The 18,789-nt window shown below is 61.8% G+C and carries 16 protein-coding genes; 12 read left to right on the top strand and 4 right to left on the bottom strand.

Annotated elements, in window-relative coordinates:
• Positions 1–13: 13 nt before the first annotated feature.
• Positions 14–565, bottom strand: a complete 552-nt coding sequence (locus VFG26_RS09935) for a PRC-barrel domain-containing protein (RefSeq protein ID WP_325024798.1) — start codon at positions 563–565, stop codon at positions 14–16.
• Positions 566–812: 247 nt separating this feature from the next.
• On the opposite strand from VFG26_RS09935, the gene VFG26_RS09930 reads away from it, so the two are divergent.
• The gene (locus tag VFG26_RS09930) at positions 813–1,661 is read left to right on the top strand and encodes a fumarylacetoacetate hydrolase family protein (RefSeq protein WP_325024796.1); all 849 of its coding nucleotides are present in this window, start codon (positions 813–815) and stop codon (positions 1,659–1,661) included.
• A 2-nt stretch (positions 1,662–1,663) separates the two neighbouring features.
• Here the strand turns inward: VFG26_RS09930 and VFG26_RS09925 are convergent, their stop codons facing one another.
• Positions 1,664–5,008, bottom strand: coding sequence for a hypothetical protein (locus tag VFG26_RS09925; RefSeq protein ID WP_325024794.1), 3,345 nt, complete (start codon positions 5,006–5,008; stop codon positions 1,664–1,666).
• A gap of 306 nt (positions 5,009–5,314) precedes the next feature.
• Between VFG26_RS09925 and VFG26_RS09920 the strand changes: the two genes are divergently transcribed.
• The 6 genes from VFG26_RS09920 to VFG26_RS09895 all read left to right on the top strand — a co-directional run bounded on the left by VFG26_RS09920 (position 5,315) and on the right by VFG26_RS09895 (position 11,226).
• Positions 5,315–5,806, top strand: a complete 492-nt coding sequence (locus VFG26_RS09920; protein ID WP_325024792.1) for a Fur family transcriptional regulator — start codon at positions 5,315–5,317, stop codon at positions 5,804–5,806.
• A gap of 20 nt (positions 5,807–5,826) precedes the next feature.
• Entirely contained in the window at positions 5,827–6,780 is a 954-nt protein-coding gene (locus VFG26_RS09915) for a metal ABC transporter ATP-binding protein (RefSeq protein ID WP_325024790.1), read from the top strand.
• Complete coding sequence (locus tag VFG26_RS09910; protein WP_325024788.1) at positions 6,781–7,584, top strand: metal ABC transporter permease; 804 nt, start codon at positions 6,781–6,783, stop codon at positions 7,582–7,584.
• 33 nt (positions 7,585–7,617) lie between these two features.
• Positions 7,618–8,883, top strand: a complete 1,266-nt coding sequence (ispG, locus tag VFG26_RS09905) for a flavodoxin-dependent (E)-4-hydroxy-3-methylbut-2-enyl-diphosphate synthase (RefSeq protein ID WP_325024786.1) — start codon at positions 7,618–7,620, stop codon at positions 8,881–8,883.
• A gap of 234 nt (positions 8,884–9,117) precedes the next feature.
• Positions 9,118–10,437 carry a flavin-containing monooxygenase gene (locus tag VFG26_RS09900; protein WP_325024784.1) on the top strand — a complete coding sequence of 440 codons (1,320 nt, stop codon included), beginning with the start codon at positions 9,118–9,120 and terminating at the stop codon, positions 10,435–10,437.
• Between the two features lie 141 nt (positions 10,438–10,578).
• Entirely contained in the window at positions 10,579–11,226 is a 648-nt protein-coding gene (locus VFG26_RS09895; RefSeq protein WP_325024782.1) for an outer membrane protein, read from the top strand.
• 28 nt (positions 11,227–11,254) lie between these two features.
• Here VFG26_RS09895 and VFG26_RS09890 read toward each other — a convergent pair whose 3' ends face one another.
• Positions 11,255–12,160 carry a farnesyl diphosphate synthase gene (locus tag VFG26_RS09890; RefSeq protein WP_325024780.1) on the bottom strand — a complete coding sequence of 302 codons (906 nt, stop codon included), beginning with the start codon at positions 12,158–12,160 and terminating at the stop codon, positions 11,255–11,257.
• A 177-nt stretch (positions 12,161–12,337) separates the two neighbouring features.
• Between VFG26_RS09890 and mtgA the strand changes: the two genes are divergently transcribed.
• The 4 genes from mtgA to VFG26_RS09870 all read left to right on the top strand — a co-directional run bounded on the left by mtgA (position 12,338) and on the right by VFG26_RS09870 (position 16,565).
• Positions 12,338–13,711, top strand: a complete 1,374-nt coding sequence (gene mtgA, locus VFG26_RS09885) for a monofunctional biosynthetic peptidoglycan transglycosylase (protein ID WP_325024777.1) — start codon at positions 12,338–12,340, stop codon at positions 13,709–13,711.
• A 175-nt stretch (positions 13,712–13,886) separates the two neighbouring features.
• Positions 13,887–14,072 (top strand): 50S ribosomal protein L32, encoded by a 186-nt coding sequence (rpmF, locus tag VFG26_RS09880; protein WP_290995963.1) that lies wholly within the window; start codon positions 13,887–13,889, stop codon positions 14,070–14,072.
• 156 nt (positions 14,073–14,228) lie between these two features.
• On the top strand, positions 14,229–14,633 hold the full coding sequence (locus VFG26_RS09875; RefSeq protein ID WP_325024771.1) for a hypothetical protein: 405 nt from the start codon (positions 14,229–14,231) through the stop codon (positions 14,631–14,633).
• A 162-nt stretch (positions 14,634–14,795) separates the two neighbouring features.
• Positions 14,796–16,565, top strand: a complete 1,770-nt coding sequence (locus tag VFG26_RS09870) for a bifunctional diguanylate cyclase/phosphodiesterase (protein WP_325024769.1) — start codon at positions 14,796–14,798, stop codon at positions 16,563–16,565.
• Positions 16,566–16,581: 16 nt separating this feature from the next.
• Here VFG26_RS09870 and phaR read toward each other — a convergent pair whose 3' ends face one another.
• A complete protein-coding gene (gene phaR, locus VFG26_RS09865; RefSeq protein ID WP_325024767.1) occupies positions 16,582–17,232 on the bottom strand; it encodes a polyhydroxyalkanoate synthesis repressor PhaR in 651 nt (216 codons plus the stop codon).
• A 281-nt stretch (positions 17,233–17,513) separates the two neighbouring features.
• Here phaR and VFG26_RS09860 point away from each other — a divergent pair, with 281 nt between their 5' ends.
• On the top strand, positions 17,514–18,704 hold the full coding sequence (locus tag VFG26_RS09860) for an acetyl-CoA C-acetyltransferase (RefSeq protein WP_325024765.1): 1,191 nt from the start codon (positions 17,514–17,516) through the stop codon (positions 18,702–18,704).
• Positions 18,705–18,789: the final 85 nt, after the last annotated feature.

Here is an 18,789-nt window from a genome sequence, read left to right as displayed (position 1 = left end):
GAATGTATCGCCGTCATTTGGTCGCCGCCGGCGCTTGGGTTGAGGAGGAGGGCTTGGCCTCCTGGGGCGGCGCGCCCGCAGAGCCGACAATAACGATGGGCTCACCCGGATGGTATTCAGGGGTCACGCGCAACTCGTCGGCACCCATTCCCAGAACAATGCCATCGGGCCGGAAATGCAAAACGGCCCAGGCGACCGCGATCTTACGCGAGCCCACGCCTAGGAAACCGCCGAAGTCGATCACGGCCGCGCGGATGTCGCCCGACCGTCCGACGATGATGTCCGTAACCTGGCCCAGTTTCTCACCAGTTGGGCTTTTCACGTCCTTTCCGAGCAAGCTGGCGACTGTGCTGTCGTCGACAACGACCGCCGGTGTGCCTGACGGCGAAGGCTGCGGGGGCGCTGGCTTGACCTCCTTTATCGCTGGCGCGCCGGTGGCATCGGGAGGCTTGGCAGCAGGTTCCGCCGCTGGCGATGGATCGGCCGCGCTCCCGGCCTGCGGCGCCGCGCTCGCGGCAGCAACGATGGCCAGCAGGCAAAGACTGGCCGTAAACCTCTTATCCATCATCGTTCCCCGAGCTGAAGGCTAGGACATGGGGCTTGAGGTTGGTCGCTAAATCGCGGCGGACACTCCCCAGGCGAATGTCAAACAAGGAGGTGGGGGCCAGGTTCCGATAGCGCTGATCTTTTGCGATTACGCAGCACCAATGCGGTGGACCTCATTTCTTGGCCCGTCCAATTGGCAGTCCGGGCATTTTCTGCTTAGAAGCTCGCCCGAACGCATCGGCGACGGCCACTGGAGAGACCTGTAGATGAAACTCGTACGCTTTGGCGCCCCGGGTGCCGAAAGACCCGGCATTCTGGATCAGGACGGCGCCGTTCGCGATCTCTCGGGCGTCATTCCGGATCTGGCTGGCGAATACCTAGCTCCTGCCGCGCTCGCCCGCCTGCGCGGCCTCGACTTGAACTCGCTACCCAAGGCGCCGGCTGATGTTCGCCTCGGGCCGCCCGTCGCCGGCACGCACAACTTCATCGCCATCGGCCTCAACTACGCCGATCATGCAAAGGAGACTGGGCAGGAAATCCCGGCCGAGCCGATCCTGTTCAACAAGGCGACGACGTCGATCTGCGGCCCCTATGACGACGTCATGTACCCGCGAAACGCCAAGCATCTCGATTGGGAATGCGAGATTGCCTTCGTTATCGGCGCCCGCGCGCGCTACGTCGAAGCGAAAGACTGGGCGAACTACATTGCCGGCTACTGCATCTGCAATGACGTATCCGAGCGCCGCTTCCAGAGCAAGCGTGCCGGTCAGTGGGTGAAGGGCAAATCGGGCGAGACCATGGGACCCATTGGCCCCTGGCTCGTGACGCCGGACGAACTGACCGATCCGGACCACCTCGACATGTGGTTGGACGTTAACGGCGAGCGCAAGCAAACCGGCTCCACGTCCACGATGATCTTCAAGATCCCGGAGCTTCTCGCCTACGTGACGGAATTCATGGTGCTAGAGCCCGGCGACATCGTCACCACCGGCACGCCGCCCGGCGTCGGCACCGCGCGCAACCCGAAGGAATTTTTAAAGGCCGGCGACGTGATGGAGCTTCACATCGACGGCCTGGGTACGCAGCGTCAGAAAGTCGTTGAGTTCAAGCTCTAGACTCATGCGTCCGTATCGTCGTCCTGAGGGGGCCGGCCGAGCGGCCTCCTCATGAGGTTCCGGAAGTCGGTTCCCGTCCGCATGGCAAGCTTCTGGCGGATCTCGTCCCACGAACGCGGGTTGTCGAGGTCCAGACTGCCGAGCGCTTCCTGAACATTCTTGAGCTGATCTTTCAGATCCTGTTCGCCGTGGACGAGGCCGTCGTCCGGTTGCGCGGCAATCTCGAGGTCGTCGATCAGGGTGCTGATGAGCCCTGTTTCCGGAAACAGCAGGTAAAGGGTCAGATCTTCGCGCACGCGGTGGTCGACGCCATCGAGCAGATGTTGCTTCCGCTCGTCGCCTTCTGTTTCTCTGCGCAGGCGAGCAACGACATCGTCCAGCAGCCGTTCCTGGCCGTTTTGGAATTCGCGCAACAGGAAGCCGAGGCTCTCGTTTTTCTTGCTGTGCGCGTTGAGAGCTCTCCAAGCTTCCAGGATCGCCTCGCGCGATTGCTGCAAACTCAATCGCGTGTCGACGATGTCTGACCGCAGGTTCACGGCTTCCAGCAGCTCTTCGCGATAGTAGGCAATGAGCCGCTTGCGCTCTTCGGCATCGAGCTCAGGCACGCGCGGCAACGCTTTCTGGTCACGCCGCATTTCTGTGTCGCGGTCGGTGGCTCGAGCCGAAGGCAATTGCTGCTGTGTCTCGCGCAGCACGCCGCCATCGAGCGCCGGGCGATACGGCCCGCCGTCCAAAAAGTAGCGCTGGCTGCGGTATTCCGCACTCTCAGGCGCGGTCGCGCGGATCGTGAGCAGCGTCTCATAGAGCGCCGGGCGAATGTAATAGCGGTCCTCGATCTTGACGTCCGGGGCCACCGCCTTCACGGCAGAACCGGCATTCATCACGCGGCGGACGACGCGCGAGTCGTATTCGTCGGTGATGTCCGTCAGCGTCACCATCGACGTGAAGCCTTCGGTCTCGCGGATGGGCTCGAGCGTATTGAGCACGATTTCCGAATGTTCGCGCGGATGCGGCGCGAGCGCTGCCGAGACGAGCTGATCGAGCCGCGCACGATCCTTTGCCGTTGCATCGGTCTTGAACTGCTTGTCGCAAACGGACGAGAGATATTCGCGCAGCTCACTGCGAACGCGGTAGCGTTCCGGATTATGGCTGACGGTCTCGACTGCGCCGATGTCCGCGCCAGCGGTCAGCACCATGCGCACGCGATCGGCCTGCGAACGCTCCATCTCACTCAAATCGGCCATCGCCGAGAAACCGTCCTGATTTGTAATCGGCCGGAAGGACGTCAATGTCAGCCACGCCGTCTCGTAAGGATGCGCGCCAAGCGCGGCGTTAATCGTCGCTTCCAGCTGCGAGCCCGAACGCGTTCTGAAACTTGGAATGTCCGACAGCGGCGAGCGCACGGCATTGGCGCCGAAAAGACCCGACATGAAGATCAAACCGTCGAGACCGATCGCAATCGCCAGCGCCAGATAAGCAAGCCGGTTCCCATCCTGGAACGCGTTGAGCGTCACCACGAAGCGGTGCGCCTTGTCATCGCGCGATAGCTCGATGTGATTGATCTGGGTCCTGAGCGCATCCGTGTCCGCGCTCGGCAACGCGCTGTCGGAAAGACACCGGCGCGCGAAGGCAAAGAGATCGTCCGTCGTTTTGTTTTCGTTGAGCTTGTCGCCGCCCACGCACGTATTCTCGAAAACCTTCGTGCCGTTCTGAAGCGCGAAGAGGGTCGAGGCCGCATCCGCCGTTGTCTTCGGATCGCAATCGACACTGCCAACCAGCGCCTTCGTCTCGGGCGTCGCCTGCATCGCGCCCTTGATGTCGCCGCACATCCGCTGGACGGCAAGCAGGTTTTCCGGATTGGGATTGGCCCGGAATTCGGCCTTCGTCTGTTCGAAGAGCGGGAGGATGCGCGCCGGATCCGTCTTCGGCCCGGCATCGGTCGCGATGTTGCCCTCGGCGAGCTTGATGCGCTGCTCGGCCGTTTCGGCTTCGCCTTTATACTTGGCGAGATCGCCGTCGAGCGTTGCCAGCTCGCGATCGACGGCCGAGAGACGGGTCTCGACGCCGCTGAGACGCTTCTGCGCGTCCTTCATGCGCTCCTGGGCGATTTGGGCTGCAGCCTGCAGCTGCGAGAGTTCCGCCATCCGCTGGCGATAGAGCGGGCCGCGTCCAACCTTGCCGCTGCCTTCCACGCCTTTGTCTTCCGCGAGTGCTTCGACGCGCTTGGCATCGACGTCGCGAACCTTCGCGTCGTACTCGGCTTTCTTGGCTGCGTAATCGGCGGCGAACTCAGGCCGCTGTGCGGCAAGACTCGCCTTCTCATCCGTAAGCGACGTCTTGCGATTGACCAGTCCGGCCTGGCCCGCTTGCGCAGACGAAATCCGCTCCTGCTGTTCCTTGACCGCCCGCCGGTGTTCTTCGATCTGACTGTTGACGAACTGTTCGATCACGCCCTGCGATTGCGCGGCCGCGTTCGTGAGGTTTTCAAGCTGCTGCTCGTAGCCCTTCCACGCGTCCGTCGTGAACAGCTCCTCCGCAAGCGCGGCGCGGCGTGTTGAGATCGCCTGTTCGATGTCGGTAATGATGCCGGAGACTTGATTTTGTGCGCGCAGTTCGGCCGCTCGCGCGCGTTCCGATGCTGGGAAAATCGAGGTGAAGAAGCTGTCGAACGAGAAGAAGACGCTCGCCGACATACAGGCAAGGAACATCAGCCATAGCATCGAATTGCGGATGATCAGGCGCGTGACCTGCACATAGGGCCGCACCAGATCGCTCGCCGCATAAAGCGCGAACAGCGCAAAGAGCAGAAGTCCCGCTCCAAACATCAGAAACTTGTCGCTGGCGGCGGACCAGTTGATGTCCTCGACGCCTGCATGGCGGCCGTCTGTCGGTCCCGACCACTGCAGGAACAGGACAAAGCCAGTGATGAAAAGAAGGAGGCCAATGAACGAGCCGATCCACGGCTGCGCGGCGGCACTGACGAGAGAAGATTGCCCCGGACGGGCGCGCGAGTTCATGCCCGTCGCAAAGCTCTCGCCGATCAGCCAGGCAACGATCAACATGATGCCTTGAATGCCGAACGTCACCATTCCCGCGATGATGGGCTCGCCGGTGAAATTGTACATTCCTTCCCAGGTCCGCCATCCGGCCGCGGCCGACAGCACGATGCCGGTCGCGCCAAGCAACGCCAGACGCCAGTTCGAGAAAATGGTCTCTTCAATGACGGATCGGAGGCGGCGCGCGAACCGTGTCCGCAGGAGGAGAGCAATGGAGCACGCCAGGAAGAGGGCAATGCCGATAGGCCGGGCATTCTCCACCAGCCTGTCGATCAGAAACTTTACGTCCATGCTGAAATAGGTCCCAGCCTGTGTGTCCTGCGGGTCGCACACCGCGTTGCTTAATGATTGCGCTTCCGAGCAGGCCAATTGGCGGCAACATTAAGACGAAATGTGCTCATCGCATGAACTTCTCTTTAGAATTCCAACGTTGGAGCGTGAGTGGAAGAGGGTCAAGCAGGTCGCTGCGCCGCACAAAAAGCGCACCGGCGCCTTGAACGGAATGGCGGGCAATCACGACATGTTATATCGTCCGGCTGCCTGAGAGTTCCAGGCGCCGAAGGTTCTAAGGCGTTCGATAGGGCCTGGAGGACTGTCATGGTAGCAACCGCAACCGAAGAGCAGCGCGCGCGCGAGCGGGTGAAAACCTCGATCGAGCAGGCGACCGCGATTTTCGCGGAAAAGAACATCCGGTTTACCGAGCTTCGCCGCAAAGTGTTCGAGGAAATCGCCTCGACGCTTTCCAGCGTCGGTGCTTATGAGGTTCTCGATCGTCTCGCCAAAAAAGGCACGAGATTGGCGCCGATCTCGGTCTACAGAGCCCTGGACGCGTTGCTCGAAGCCGGCGTCGTCCATCGCCTCGAAAGCAAGAACGCCTACTTCGCATGCCGGCGCTTGCACCAGCCGAGAACCGGCCGCCGTCCGATGTTCTTGAGCTGCGAGAAGTGCGGTGTTGTGCAAGAAGTCGATGGCGACGACATCTTCCACGCCATCGATGCCGCGGCTCACGGTGCGGACTTTGAACCGCGCGTACGTTTCGTCGAAGTCTCTGGCACCTGCCAGGACTGCGCGGCGCGCCGCAAGGCATAGCCGATATCAGCAGGGCCGCGATGACGTGGTGGCCCTTGGCCTTCGGGCAGGAGAAAATACGTTTGTCATCTCATGACGAAGCAGGGCTGACGCCGAACGGTAATGGCGCCACGTGCGCGCCCGTGTCCTGCAGCTGCGGCCACAACCATGGCCACCAGCCATTCGCCGGCGAAACGGCGCGCGAGCCCGATCCCAATGCGCTGATCTCGGCGCGGGCAGTCTCGATGTGGCGCGGCAGCCGCGAAGTGCTGACCAACATCAATCTCGATGTGAAGCCCGGCGAGATCGTCACGCTGATCGGTCCCAACGGCGCGGGCAAGACGACGCTCGTGCGCATTCTTCTTGGCATCGAGCAGCCCGGCGAAGGCCGCGTCGTGAAGCCGGCGTCAACGCGCATCGGCTACGTTCCCCAGCGGTTCGAGGTGGATTCCGCGATCCCGATGACCGTCGCCTCTTTCCTCGCGCTCGGAGAGCATACAACTCTGAAGGACATCAAGGCTGCGCTCGAAGAGACGGGTGCCGTCAAGACGCTCAACCAGCAGCTGTCGAAATTGTCCGGGGGCGAAACCCAGCGGGTCTTGATCGCCCGCGCGCTTCTCCGTAAGCCGAACCTTCTCATTCTCGATGAGCCCGCGAGCGGCGTCGATTTCACGGGCGAGGCCGACCTCTACGATCTGATCGACCGGCTGCGGGCCCGGCATAACCTCGGTGTTCTTCTGGTGTCGCACGATCTTCACGTCGTCATGGCGCGCAGCGATCGCGTGATCTGCGTCAACGGCCACGTCTGCTGCTCCGGCAAGCCTGAGGACGTGTCGCAGCACGCCGCTTACGCGCGCATCTTCGGACCGCAGGCCGCGACCGTGCTCGGCGTCTATCGCCATCATCATGACCATCGTCACGATCTGGCAGGCGAGCCCAAACCCCTTGCGTCCAAACCTCCCGCGGACCCGCCGCCTCCCGCGCGAGGCTCCTGAGTGTTCGAGTGGCCTGAGCCGTTCGTCTGGCGCGCCTTCTTCGCAGCACTCGGACTGGCAATCATCGCGGCGCCTTTGGGCTGCATCGTCGTCTGGCGGCGGATGTCCTACGTCGGCGAGACGCTGTCGCAGGCGGGCTTGCTGGGCGTCGCGCTTGGCCTTGCCGCCGATATCAATCTGACGCTCGCCGTGATTCTGGCAGCCGTCGCCGCCGCCGCCGTGCTGACGCTCCTCTCGCGGCAGAAGATGGTCCCGATCGATTCGGCGCTGGGCCTCATGCACCACGCATCGCTGGCACTCGGCATTGCGGCCATAGCCGTCGTCAAAGGCCCCGCTATCGATCTGATGAGCTACCTCTTCGGCGATGTCTTCGCCGTCACCGAAAACGATCTCTATTGGATCTACGGCGGCGGTGCGGTCGTCCTCGCCATCACGCTGTACCTCTGGCAGTCGCTGGTGCGTCTGTCGCTGCACGAGGATCTGGCGACCGCGGAGGGCATCAGTCCGCGACTGCCGCGAGCGGCTTTCGACCTGCTACTGGCGGTGGTGATCGCGGTCGCCATGAAGATCGTCGGTATTTTGCTCGTCATGGCTTTTCTCGTCGTGCCAGCCGTTGCCGCCCGGCCACTATCCGACACACCGGGCAGAATGGCGGTACTTGCCGCGGTCATGGCTATTTTCGGCGTAATCTTCGGTCTTTGGCTGTCATTGTGGAGCGACGCTCCCGGCGGCCCGAGCATCGTCATAGCGCTGTGCACAATCGCGTCTATATCGCTTCTGGCGGGAAGCTTCAGACGGCGCTAGAAGAAGCCCACAGGGATCGGAAAGGCCTTTAGAATGTCGCACGGCGGCAGCATCACGATGAAAGCCCGGCACGAAACCGTCGCCGTCCAAGTCGGCGGTGTCACGGTCGGCGGCCGCGCGCCCGTTGTCGTCCAATCGATGACCAACACCGATACGGCCGACATCGAAGCGACCGTGAAGCAGGTGTCAGACCTCGCGCGCGCCGGCTCCGAACTCGTCCGCATCACCGTCGATCGCGACGAAGCCGCCAAGGCCGTTCCCCACATTCGCGACCGGCTGCGTGCAGCAGGCGTGACGGTCCCGCTGATCGGCGATTTCCATTACATCGGCCACAAGCTGCTGGGCGAAAATCCCGCCTGCGCTGAGGCGCTCGACAAGTACCGCATCAATCCCGGCAACGTCGGCTTCAAGGACAAGAAGGACCGGCAGTTCGGCGCCATCATCGAAACGGCTCTGAAGTACGGCAAGCCCGTCCGCATCGGCGTCAACTGGGGCTCGCTCGATGCCGAGCTGCTGACGCATCTGATGGACGAGAACGCCCGCTCAGCCGAGCCCAAGCCCGCCCGGAGCGTCATGCACGAGGCCATGGTCCAGTCGGCACTGCTTTCCGCCGAACGCGCGGAAGAGATGGGCCTCGGACGCGACAAGATCATCGTCTCGGGCAAGGTGTCGTCGGTGCAGGATCTGCTCGCCGTCTACGCGATGCTTGCCGACCGCAGCAACTATGCGCTCCATCTCGGCCTCACCGAAGCCGGTATGGGATCGAAGGGCATCGTGGCGTCATCCGCGGCGCTCGGCATTCTGCTCCAGCAGGGCATCGGTGATACCATCCGCTATTCGCTGACGCCTGAGCCGGGTGGCGATCGCGCGCAGGAAGTCCGCGCTGCGCAGGAATTGCTGCAGACGATGGGGCTCCGCTCGTTCGTGCCCGTCGTCGCCGCTTGCCCTGGATGCGGACGCACCACCTCCACCGTTTTCCAGGAACTGGCCCGCGATATTCAGGACATGATCCGCGATCGCATGCCCGATTGGAAAACGCGGTACCCGGGCGTTGAAACGCTGAACTTCGCCGTCATGGGCTGCATCGTGAACGGCCCCGGCGAGAGCAAGCATGCCGACGTCGGCATTTCGCTTCCCGGCACCGGTGAATCCCCCGCCGCCCCCGTCTTCATCGACGGTAAAAAGGCAATGACGCTCCGCGGCCCGAATATCGCAGGCGATTTCAAAGCCATCGTCGAAGACTACATCGAGCGCCGTTTCGGCGTGGCCGAAATGGCCGGCGGCGCGGCCGCCGAATAGCGGCCAGATCAGTCCTAACCAAAATTAGCCTTTTATTCCCTGCCGCTGGCCGCGTGCGGCAGTCTTGCCATGTGCGGCGATATAGCAGGGGCTCGCCTTTTCCTTCTTTGTTGATGTATCGAGAAACCTGACCCGCCTCCGCGATAGTTACCGCCAGCCTCGGATGGACCCCCCGGCGCGCTACGCAGTTTGATTAGGAACGTGTGAACGGCTTCGACAAGGGAATCCCGGAGAATGAGCGAAGGAATAAGCACGCTCGAACGCCACCTCGTAATTGGCGCAGGCCCCGTCGGCCTCGCAATGGCGGCGGCATTGAAGCGCCGTGGAATTCCTTTCGATCTCGTCGACGCAGCCTCGGGAGTGGGCGGCAACTGGCTCCACGGCGTCTATCGGCACGCGCACATCGTCTCCTCGAAGAAAGCCACCGAATACACCGACTTCCCGATGCCGGATCATTATCCGGATTTCCCTTCCGCCGATCAGATGCTGGCTTACCTGCAGGCCTTCGCAAAAGAGCGCGGCATCCTGAGTTCGAGCGAATTCAATAAGAAGGTTACATCCGCCGCGCCGGACGGCCACGGGACATGGGCTGTTGAATTCGCGGACGGGGAGAAACGCACCTACAAAGGCGTCATCGTTTGCAATGGCCATCACTGGGACAAGCGCTACCCCGAGTTCTCCGGCACGTTCGCCGGTGAAATTCTCCATTCGAAGGACTATCGGGGACCTGAGCAGCTCACCGGCAAGCGCGTGCTGGTCATCGGCGGCGGCAATTCCGGCGTCGATATGGCCTGTGATGCAGGCCGGTTCGGCCGCTCCTGCGATATCAGTCTGCAAACGGGCTATTGGTATCTACCAAAGACGTTTCTCGGCCGGCCACTGACAGATATTCCCCTCTGGGGTTTGCCGATATTCCTTCAGAGGCTCATCCTAAAAGCCATCATCGCCGTCACCATCGGCGATTACCGCCGCTACGGTCTGCAGAAGCCGAACCACAAGATCTTTGATCGGCACCCGGCATTTGGAACCGACCTCTTGAATGCCATTCGTCTGGGGCGCGTCAAACCGCGGCCCGCGATCGATCGCGTCGAAGGAAAGACCATAACCTTTGTCGATGGCACAACCGGCACCTACGATCTCATCGTTGCGGCCACGGGCTTCAACACGTCCTTTCCGTTCCTTCGCGATGGCCTCGTGAAAGTCGAGCGCGGCGTCGTGCAGGTCTACGGCGGCGCTTTTCCGCCGGGCGTGCGGGGGCTCTACATCGTCGGTTGGGCACAGGCTCGCAACGGCTTCGGCCGCCTCGTCACGCCGCTCGCCGATCTCTACGCGCGCATGATCCAGCTGCAGGATGAGCTGACGTTTCCTCTGGGCACGCTGATGGAGACGTCATTCACGCAGAGCCTGCCGACGACCCATCTCGTCGATCCGGAAAAGTCGCGCCGCGAGATAAGAATGGCGCATTGGATTTTGCCGTTTCTGAAATTGCGCGATCGTCGCATGGCCCGGAATAAGCTCAAGGCCGAGAAAAGCCGAATTACGGCCCGCGCCTAATACTCACGTTAAGGTTAAATTATCCATGCATACCAGATCTTCTGGATAAGCAGGCAGATTGCCGATTTCGAAACCAAAAACGCTGTAGGACGTTTCCTGGTTAACGTACGGCCTTACCGGTCGATTAACACGGGGAAGAAAATGAAATCGTTATCAGTCGCATCCGCGTTCGGCGGGGCCTTGCTATCGCTCGCCGCAAGCAGCGGCGCCTGGGCAGCCGATTTGGGTCCTTATCAGTCCTACACGCCGCCCCAGCCGGAGGTTCGCTACGAAGCTCCCTTGATCTGGCAAGGCGCCTACGTCGGTATCAACGGCGGCTTTGCGTGGTCGGATTCCAATCCCACGAACGCCGAGGGTGGCTTCGGTGGCGCTCAGGTTGGTTACAACTGGCAGCGCGGACGTCTGGTCTTCGGCATCGAGGGCGACTTCCAGGGCGGTGACATTGGCGGCCGCCTCGGCGTCGATCCCGAGGCATCGCTCCATTCTGAGATCAACTGGTTCTCGACCGTTCGCGGCCGTCTCGGTATCGCAACCGGCCCCTGGCTCGTCTACGGCACGGGCGGTGTCGCATTTGCAGATATCGACACGCGCGTCCGTTTCGACGACGGCGATTCATGGAAAGATTCGGGCACGCAGGTCGGCTACGCAGTCGGCGGCGGTATCGAATGGGCCTTCGCTCAGAACTGGAGCGCCAAGGCCGAATACCTCTTCGTCGGCCTCGGTGAGGACGACTTCGGTGTGAACAACGACCTTCACACCATTCGTGCCGGTCTCAACTACAAGTTCTGATCCTGAACTTGCACGAGAGCCTCTCGCCCTAGCTTTCGCGACTGCCCATCAGTCGCGCAGCTTCGGCGAGGGGCTCAGCCTTTTCTCCGAAAATCGAGAGCGCATCGATTCCGGCAGCAATTGACCGGTCGAGATAGCGCCGCGCCTCCGCAATCCCGAGCATCCCGATAAGCGTGGCCTTGCCCGCGGCAGCGTCCTTGCCCGTGGCTTTGCCCACATCCGCGCTTGAGCCTTCCGCATCGAGAAGATCGTCGCTGATCTGGAACGCGGCGCCCAGATGCTCTCCATAGGTCTTGAGAGCCAACCGCTCCGCCGCACTGGCGCCGCCGACGATCGCACCCATTTCGCAAGCCGCCGTGATGAGCCGGCCTGTTTTCATCGCCTGCAGCTGCATGACGTCAGTGATCGTGGGATGATCCCTCTGACCGAGCTTGCCGGCCTCGAGGTCGAGGACCTGACCGCCGACCATGCCGATCGATCCGGACGCGACCGCGAGAACGTGCACGAGCTCGGCCTGCGCCTTCGGATTGTCCCGGCCCTTTGCCCCGCAGAGGAGTTCGAACGCCAGCGCCTGCAGCGCGTCGCCCACAAGGATTGCCGTCCACTCATCATAGGCTTTCCACACAGTCGGGCGGCCGCGCCTCAACTCGTCGTTGTCCATGGCCGGCAGGTCATCATGAACCAGCGAATAGCAGTGGATACACTCGAGGGCTGCGGCAGCCGGAAGCGCCTCTTCCTCACCAGCGCCAAACAGCGCGGCGCTGTGGAAGACGAGAAAAGGGCGGAAACGTTTGCCGCCACCGAGAACCGCGTGACGAAGGGCCTCAGCCAGCCGCGGCGGCGTTCCCGCAGCCTCCTGATCGGCAAGAACGGCTTCTAGATAGGCTTCGACGACTGTTGCCGAGTTGCCGAGCTGGACAAGAAACGATGACACTGCCTTATGCTCTCCCCAGGGATCACGCACGCCGCTTAAACAAGGCCATGGTTCGGCGCTATTCCGCCCGCCGTATCATACTGACATCGATTGAAGCAAAGCATGGATCGGCCGGACAGAACATCGGGCTCAACTGCCGCGCCCTTGGGGCCACTTGATGACGGTGACGCCGGCACAATGCGTCCGCCTCCGCGCCCGATCTCGGCTGCTGAGCTGGGAGCCGCGCTCGCCCGCTCGCTTGCCGCTGCCGACGCGCTGGCCGTGTCCGCGTCCGAGGTCACGAGCGGCGACTACACTGCTGTCGTGGAGGCGGCACGCAGGCGTGATTTGCAGGCCCGCTCGCATCCGCCGTTGCCGCTTCCAGCCCGCGCATTCTTCACGGCGCCTGAGCCTCTCCCCCAAAGCGCGCCAATCACACCCGCCATCGATCCGCTGTTTTCTTTCGACTTGCCGCCTCTGCCAGAACCAGAAACCGACCCCGAGCCCGAGCCGCCGGTGGAGGCGATAAAAAGCGAAGCCCCAGAAGAAGCGGCGAGGGAAGCAGACGTATTCTCCGAAATTGAAGCCGAAGTCTCATCGCGCGCAGTCTCGCCTGAGGAATTGGAAGGCGCCGCGTCTCATGATGCGAGCGCCGTCCCGGCCGCGCCCCAAAAGCCAACGCTGTTCGGGAGAATAGAGCCCGCGAAAGAGTCGCTTGGCCAAGTGATACCGCAGCAAAGGCTGGAGCCGCAGCTGTGGGGGCCTCCACCGCCGCCTGCGTTCGAGGGGCTGACCGTCGATCCCTCGATGCGGCCCGACCTTGCGCCCGCGCCGAAGAAGCAGCGCGCCGCAAAGCAGGAAACATCAAAGCCGAAAAGCTCGCTCCCAAAGCGCATCTTCAAGATCGCCGTTTGGCTCGTCGCGGGGTGGCTCGCACTCGTGCTGCTGCTGATGGTGCTCTATCGCTACGTCAATCCGCCCGCGTCGGCTCTGATGCTGCAGCATTGGATCACCGGCCGCCCCGTCGAACAAAGTTGGGTGCCGATCGAGAACATGTCGCCCAACATCGTGCGGGCTGTGATGTTGAGCGAAGACGGCCGCTTCTGCCAGCATTCGGGCATCGACTTCGAGGCTCTGGAAGACGCGGTCGAGAAGGCAGGGGGCGGCAAAGCTGCGCGCGGCGCCAGCACCATCTCGATGCAGGTGGTCAAGAACATGTTCCTCTGGCCATCGAAGAGCTACCTGCGCAAGGCCATCGAGCTGCCGCTCACCTACGTCATGGAGGTCGTCTGGCCCAAACACCGCATCATGGAGGTCTACCTCAACATCGCGGAGTGGGGCCCCGGCATCTTCGGCATCGGCGAGGCCGCCGAGTACTACTTCCACAAACCGGCCAGAAACCTCACCGAGCGGGAAGCCGCGCGCCTGGCGGTGGCCCTGCCGAACCCCTTGGTACGCAATGCCGGCAAGCCCGGACCCGGCCTCCAGAGGCTCGCAAACGCCATCCAGGTCCGCATGCGGCTTGCCCCATCCAGCCAGCTCGCCTGCGTCCTCCGGAAGCGGCGAATTTAAAGGTTCACCGGGGGACTGGCGTTTCGTCCATAACTTGCGTATAAGCGCCGCCCAAGGACCGAGCGCCCGGAAACGGAGCCGCCGGTTTATCCAGCGATTTGAGATTGGCTTTCCCGCCGCTCGTTCGGCGGTCCGTCCGCTTTGGCGGCACGGTTGTCACATTTGGAGCAAGACGATGGCAGTTCCGCGCAAAAAGACGTCCCCCATGAAGCGGGGCCAGCGTCGCTCGCACGACGCCCTCACGGCGAACGCGTACGTTGAGGACAAGGACAGCGGCGAGCGTCGCCGTCCCCACCACATCGACCTGAAGTCGGGCAAGTACCGCGGCCGGCAGATCCTGCCGCCGGCAGTCGAAGAGTAAGCTCACAAGCTTCATCTGACTGAAATTTAAGGCGCCGTTGCCATCGCGACGGCGCCTATCGCCTTTTGTCGGCCACCGTTGCTTGGCAAAGTTCATTAACCGTGCAAAAAAGCGCGGGCTCGCCCCAGGGGGGTGATTGATGTCAGGAGAGCATTCATGTCGGTCAGGGCCATCCCGCTCTTGGTTCTCGCATTCATTCTTTACAATGCAATCGTCCTGACGATGGGCCCCGAAGCCCTCCAAAACGAGATTTTCCGAGTTCACCTTCTGAGCGGCGGCGACTGGACGTTCAACTGGGGTGATTTCATCCTGCTCGTCACCCTGATCCTGCTCTTCATCGAGATCGTGAAATCGACGTTCACGACCACTTCGACGCTGATCGACCACGCGCTGTCCATGGTCGTCTTCACGGCCGTCGTCATTGAATTTCTGATGGTCCCGCAGGCCGCAACGTCGGTCTTCTTCTTGATCCTGATCGCCGCGCTCATTGACGTCATCGGCGGCTACACGATCGGCATCCGCGTCGCCCGCCGCGATCTGAACATCGGTGCTGATCACTAGATCAGCGTTCAGACATCTTCGCAGAAGGGGCTGCGTTTCCGCAGCCCCTGATTGCACAATTTTGGCCCTTGTGAAGGCCACCGAATTAGTTTCCCTTCAGCTTCTCGAGCGCCCTTCGGTTTACGTTCGAGGGGTCGCGGCGTGGCAGCTTGAGGGGAAAACGTGATTTCGGGACGCGACGCCGGCACAAGACCAGAAAGCACCGAGCCCGAGGACGAACCGCAGTCCGCGAGCGAACGACAAGACCTCTCCAACGAAACAGACGCACTCGACCTCGTCAGCATTCTCTCCTCCGTCGAAGAGACTGCCTACGTTTGGGACTTGAAGTCTGGCCGGGTCGATTGGGAAAGCAATGCTCCCGATATTCTGGGTGTTACTGACCTCAGCAAAATCGCAACCGGCGCCGCCTACCACGCGCTGATCGCACCTGAGCATCTGAACGTCCGGCAGGAGGTCTTCTCGCGCACGGCTGGCGCCGACAATTTGCGCGGCGTGCCCTATCACATCCACTACCGGCTGCGCCCCCGTGGCCTGCGCAGCGCCAAGGAAGTGCATCTTGAAGATCAAGGCCGCTGGTGGCCCGGACCCGACGGGCATCCGCAGCTGGCGCGCGGCGTCGTTCGCATTGTCGACGAGCAGTACCTGGAACAGCAGCGCCTGCTTGCGCGCAACGATCTCGATGAACTGACGGGCCAGCTCAATCGCATTCGCCTGATGCAGGCCCTGCGCGCTGTTCTCGCGCGCACCGAACGCGACGGGCGCTCCTGCGCCTTCCTCATGATCTCCGTCAACAATCTGGCCGTCATCAACGAGACGTTCGGCCTGCAAGCCGGCGACGAAGTCATTGCCGAGATCGGCCGCCGGATCAAATCGAAGTTGCGCGGTGGCGATGTCATCGGACGATACTCCGACAACAAGTTCGGTCTCATCCTCATGAATTGCGGCCCCGCCGCTGCACACACGGCAGCTGAGCGATTCATTGGCGCCGTCCGCGATACAACCATCAAGACGACTGCAGCGCAGCTCGCCGCTGCAATTTCGCTCGGCGGCGTCATCGTGCCCGATCAAGCAAAATCCGTTCAGGACACAGTGAACTTCGCCCTTCACGCATTGGACCTTGCCAAGTCGAAGCGGCATGACAGCTTCGCGCTCTATCAGCCGTCGTCCGCCGGAGATGGAACACGTCACCGCAACAAGACGATCGCGGAAAGTGTCGTGAGCGCCCTCGATGAAAATCGCATGCGTCTCGTGCTTCAGCCCCTGGTCGCAACGAGCACCGGCAAGGCCGACATCTACGAGGCTCTGCTGCGCATGGAGCGCCCCGACGGAAGCCTCGTTCCTGCCGGCGAGTTCGTGCCCGTTGCCGAGCAGCTTGGTCTTTCCCGCCTCATTGATCGAAGGGCGCTCGAACTCGCGGTCGAACTTTTGAAGAAACATCCCGAGCTCCACTTGTCCGTCAATGTGTCGGGTCACACGTGCACGGACAAAGAGTGGCTGGCGGCTTTGCGCCGCCTGACTGAAGGCGACGCGAACCTGCTCCACCGCATGATCATCGAGATCACGGAGACCGTGGCACTTCAGGAAATCAATCAGACCGCCAACTTCGTCGATACCTTGAAGGAGCTAGGCTGCCGCGTCGCCATTGACGATTTCGGCGCGGGCTACACGTCCTTCAAAAATCTGAAGTCGCTCAACGTCGACATGGTGAAAATCGATGGCGCGTTCGTGAAGAACGTTGTCGATGACAAAAACGATCAGATCTTCATCAAAACCATGCTGGAGCTGGCAAATTCCTTCGGCATGGAAACCGTGGCCGAGTGGGTTGGCGATGAGCGGTCCGCCAACTACCTGATCGATGCAGGCGTCACGTACCTGCAGGGCTATTACTATGGCATGCCCATCGACAGCTCCGAGTACGTCAAACGGGCCTGACGCATCTGAGCGGGCCTCAGGGACGCGACTGCGAGAGCTTTTCGATCTTTTCCTGCATCGCCGAGAGCTGAGACTTGAGTTCGCTCAGTTCATCGCGATCGCCGCTCTTTTCAGTGCTGCTCGCTGCCTCGCCTGAAGCTTGGGGCTGCCCTTCGCCGGGCTTGCCGCCCTTGCCGGGCGTTCCGAATGAAGCCCACATCGACATTGCCTGCTCGAACATGGCCATGTTCTGCCGCGCCTGCTGCTGATAAAATTCGAACGCAGCGGCCGGGTTGGAGAAGGCCGACGCGAACTGCTCGCGGAAGCGAACCTGCTCTTTCGCCAGATGTTCGAGACTGAATTGCAGATAGCTCGGCACCATGCGCGCGATGCTGTCGTCGTAGAACCGGATCAACTGCCGAAGGAAAGGAATGGGCAGCAGCGCTTGCCCGCCTTCGCGGCTTTCCTGCTCGACGATGATCTGCGTAAGCACCGCGTGGGTCAGGTCATCGCCGTTCTTTGCGTCGTACACGACGAAATCGCGATCACCACGCACCATCTTCGCCAGATCTTCCAGCGTGACGTAGGTGCTGGTCTCGGTGTTATAAAGACGCCGGTTGGCGTACTTCTTGATGACGACGGCCTCACGCTTGGGGGCCTGTGCCTGCGGATCTGGGTTGGTCAACATTGCGTTCGCGATCTCTACTAACGGCGGCGTACGGGCAGGTTGCTGCACTGCGGCAGCGTACCACACCCTTGCCCATCACCGCCAGACGATTCTGTCACTCTTTTGGGCGGGAATGAACCAATGCCACTGGGCAGTATCGCTAAGAGGTCGCAATTGCTGAAAATGACCACCCACTGCAAACTGCCTGCGGATGCTGAATGAGGCCGTAAACAAACGGTTCGTCAGCGGCCCGATCGATAAATCTTAAGGAAAACACGTGTGCCCAGGGAGGGGCCGCCAAGATGAGCCAGGACGCTTCGACAATTGTTATTGCGAGTGCGGCGCGCACTCCCGTCGGTTCCTTCAACGGCAGTTTGGCCTCGTTGCCGGCTTCCAAGCTCGGCGAGATTGCGATCAAAGCAGCGCTTCAGCGCGCCAACGTGCCGGCAGGCGACGTCTCCGAAGTCATTCTCGGACAGGTCCTGACAGCGGCCCAGGGCCAAGGCCCGGCTCGCCAGGCATCGGTCGGCGCCGGTATTCCAGTCGATGCACCGGCCTGGAGCATCAACCAGATCTGCGGCTCGGGTCTCCGCGCCGTTGCGCTGGGCATGCAGCAGATCCAGACGGGCGGCGCTTCGATTGTTGTCGCCGGCGGTCAGGAAAGCATGAGCCAGTCGACCCACGCCGCCCACATGCGTGACGGCACCAAGATGGGCGACATCAAGTTCATCGACACGATGGTGAAGGACGGCCTCTGGGACGCCTTCAACAACTATCACATGGGCACCACGGCCGAGAACGTTGCGCGCCAGTGGCAGATCACGCGCGAAGAGCAGGACAAGTTCGCTGTCGCTTCGCAGAACAAGGCTGAAGCCGCGCGCAAGGCCGGCAAGTTCAAGGACGAGATTACCCCCGTCACGATCAAGGGCCGCAAGGGTGATACTGTCGTCGAGAACGACGAGTACATCAAGGAAGGCGTGACCTACGATAGCGTCGCCAAGCTGCGTCCGGCCTTCGATCCGAAGGAAGGCACCGTTACCGCCGCTAACGCGTCCGGCATCAACGATGGCGCAGCCGTCGTCGTGCTGATGACGGCCGAGGAAGCCAAGAAGCGCGGCATCACTCCGCTTGCCCGCATCGTCTCCTGGGCAACGACGGGCGTCGATCCCTCGATCATGGGCACGGGGCCGATCTCAGCGTCGAAGAAGGCGCTCGAGAAAGCCGGCTGGACCATCCAGGATCTTGATCTGATCGAAGCCAACGAAGCCTTCGCCGCGCAAGCGCTCGCGGTGAACAAGGGCATCGGCTGGGATGCGGACAAGGTCAACGTCAATGGCGGCGCCATCGCCATCGGTCACCCCATCGGCGCTTCCGGCGCACGCATCTTGAACACGCTCGTTTTCGAAATGCAGCGCCGCGACGCCAAGAAGGGCCTCGCCACGCTGTGCATCGGTGGCGGCATGGGCGTCGCCATGTGCGTGGCGAGAGACTGACTTTTCTAAAATTCCTCGCGCAGCCGTCGCAAACAGCGGCTGCGCCTTTGCATCCCAATCATAAGCAGAAACAAAAAATCCAGGA

The sequence above is a fragment of the Hyphomicrobium sp. genome (genome assembly GCF_035687085.1).
Lineage (GTDB): Bacteria > Pseudomonadota > Alphaproteobacteria > Rhizobiales > Hyphomicrobiaceae > Hyphomicrobium_B.
Note: the sequence above shows the minus strand (reverse complement) of the source record. Positions and strands in the feature narration are given on the sequence as shown.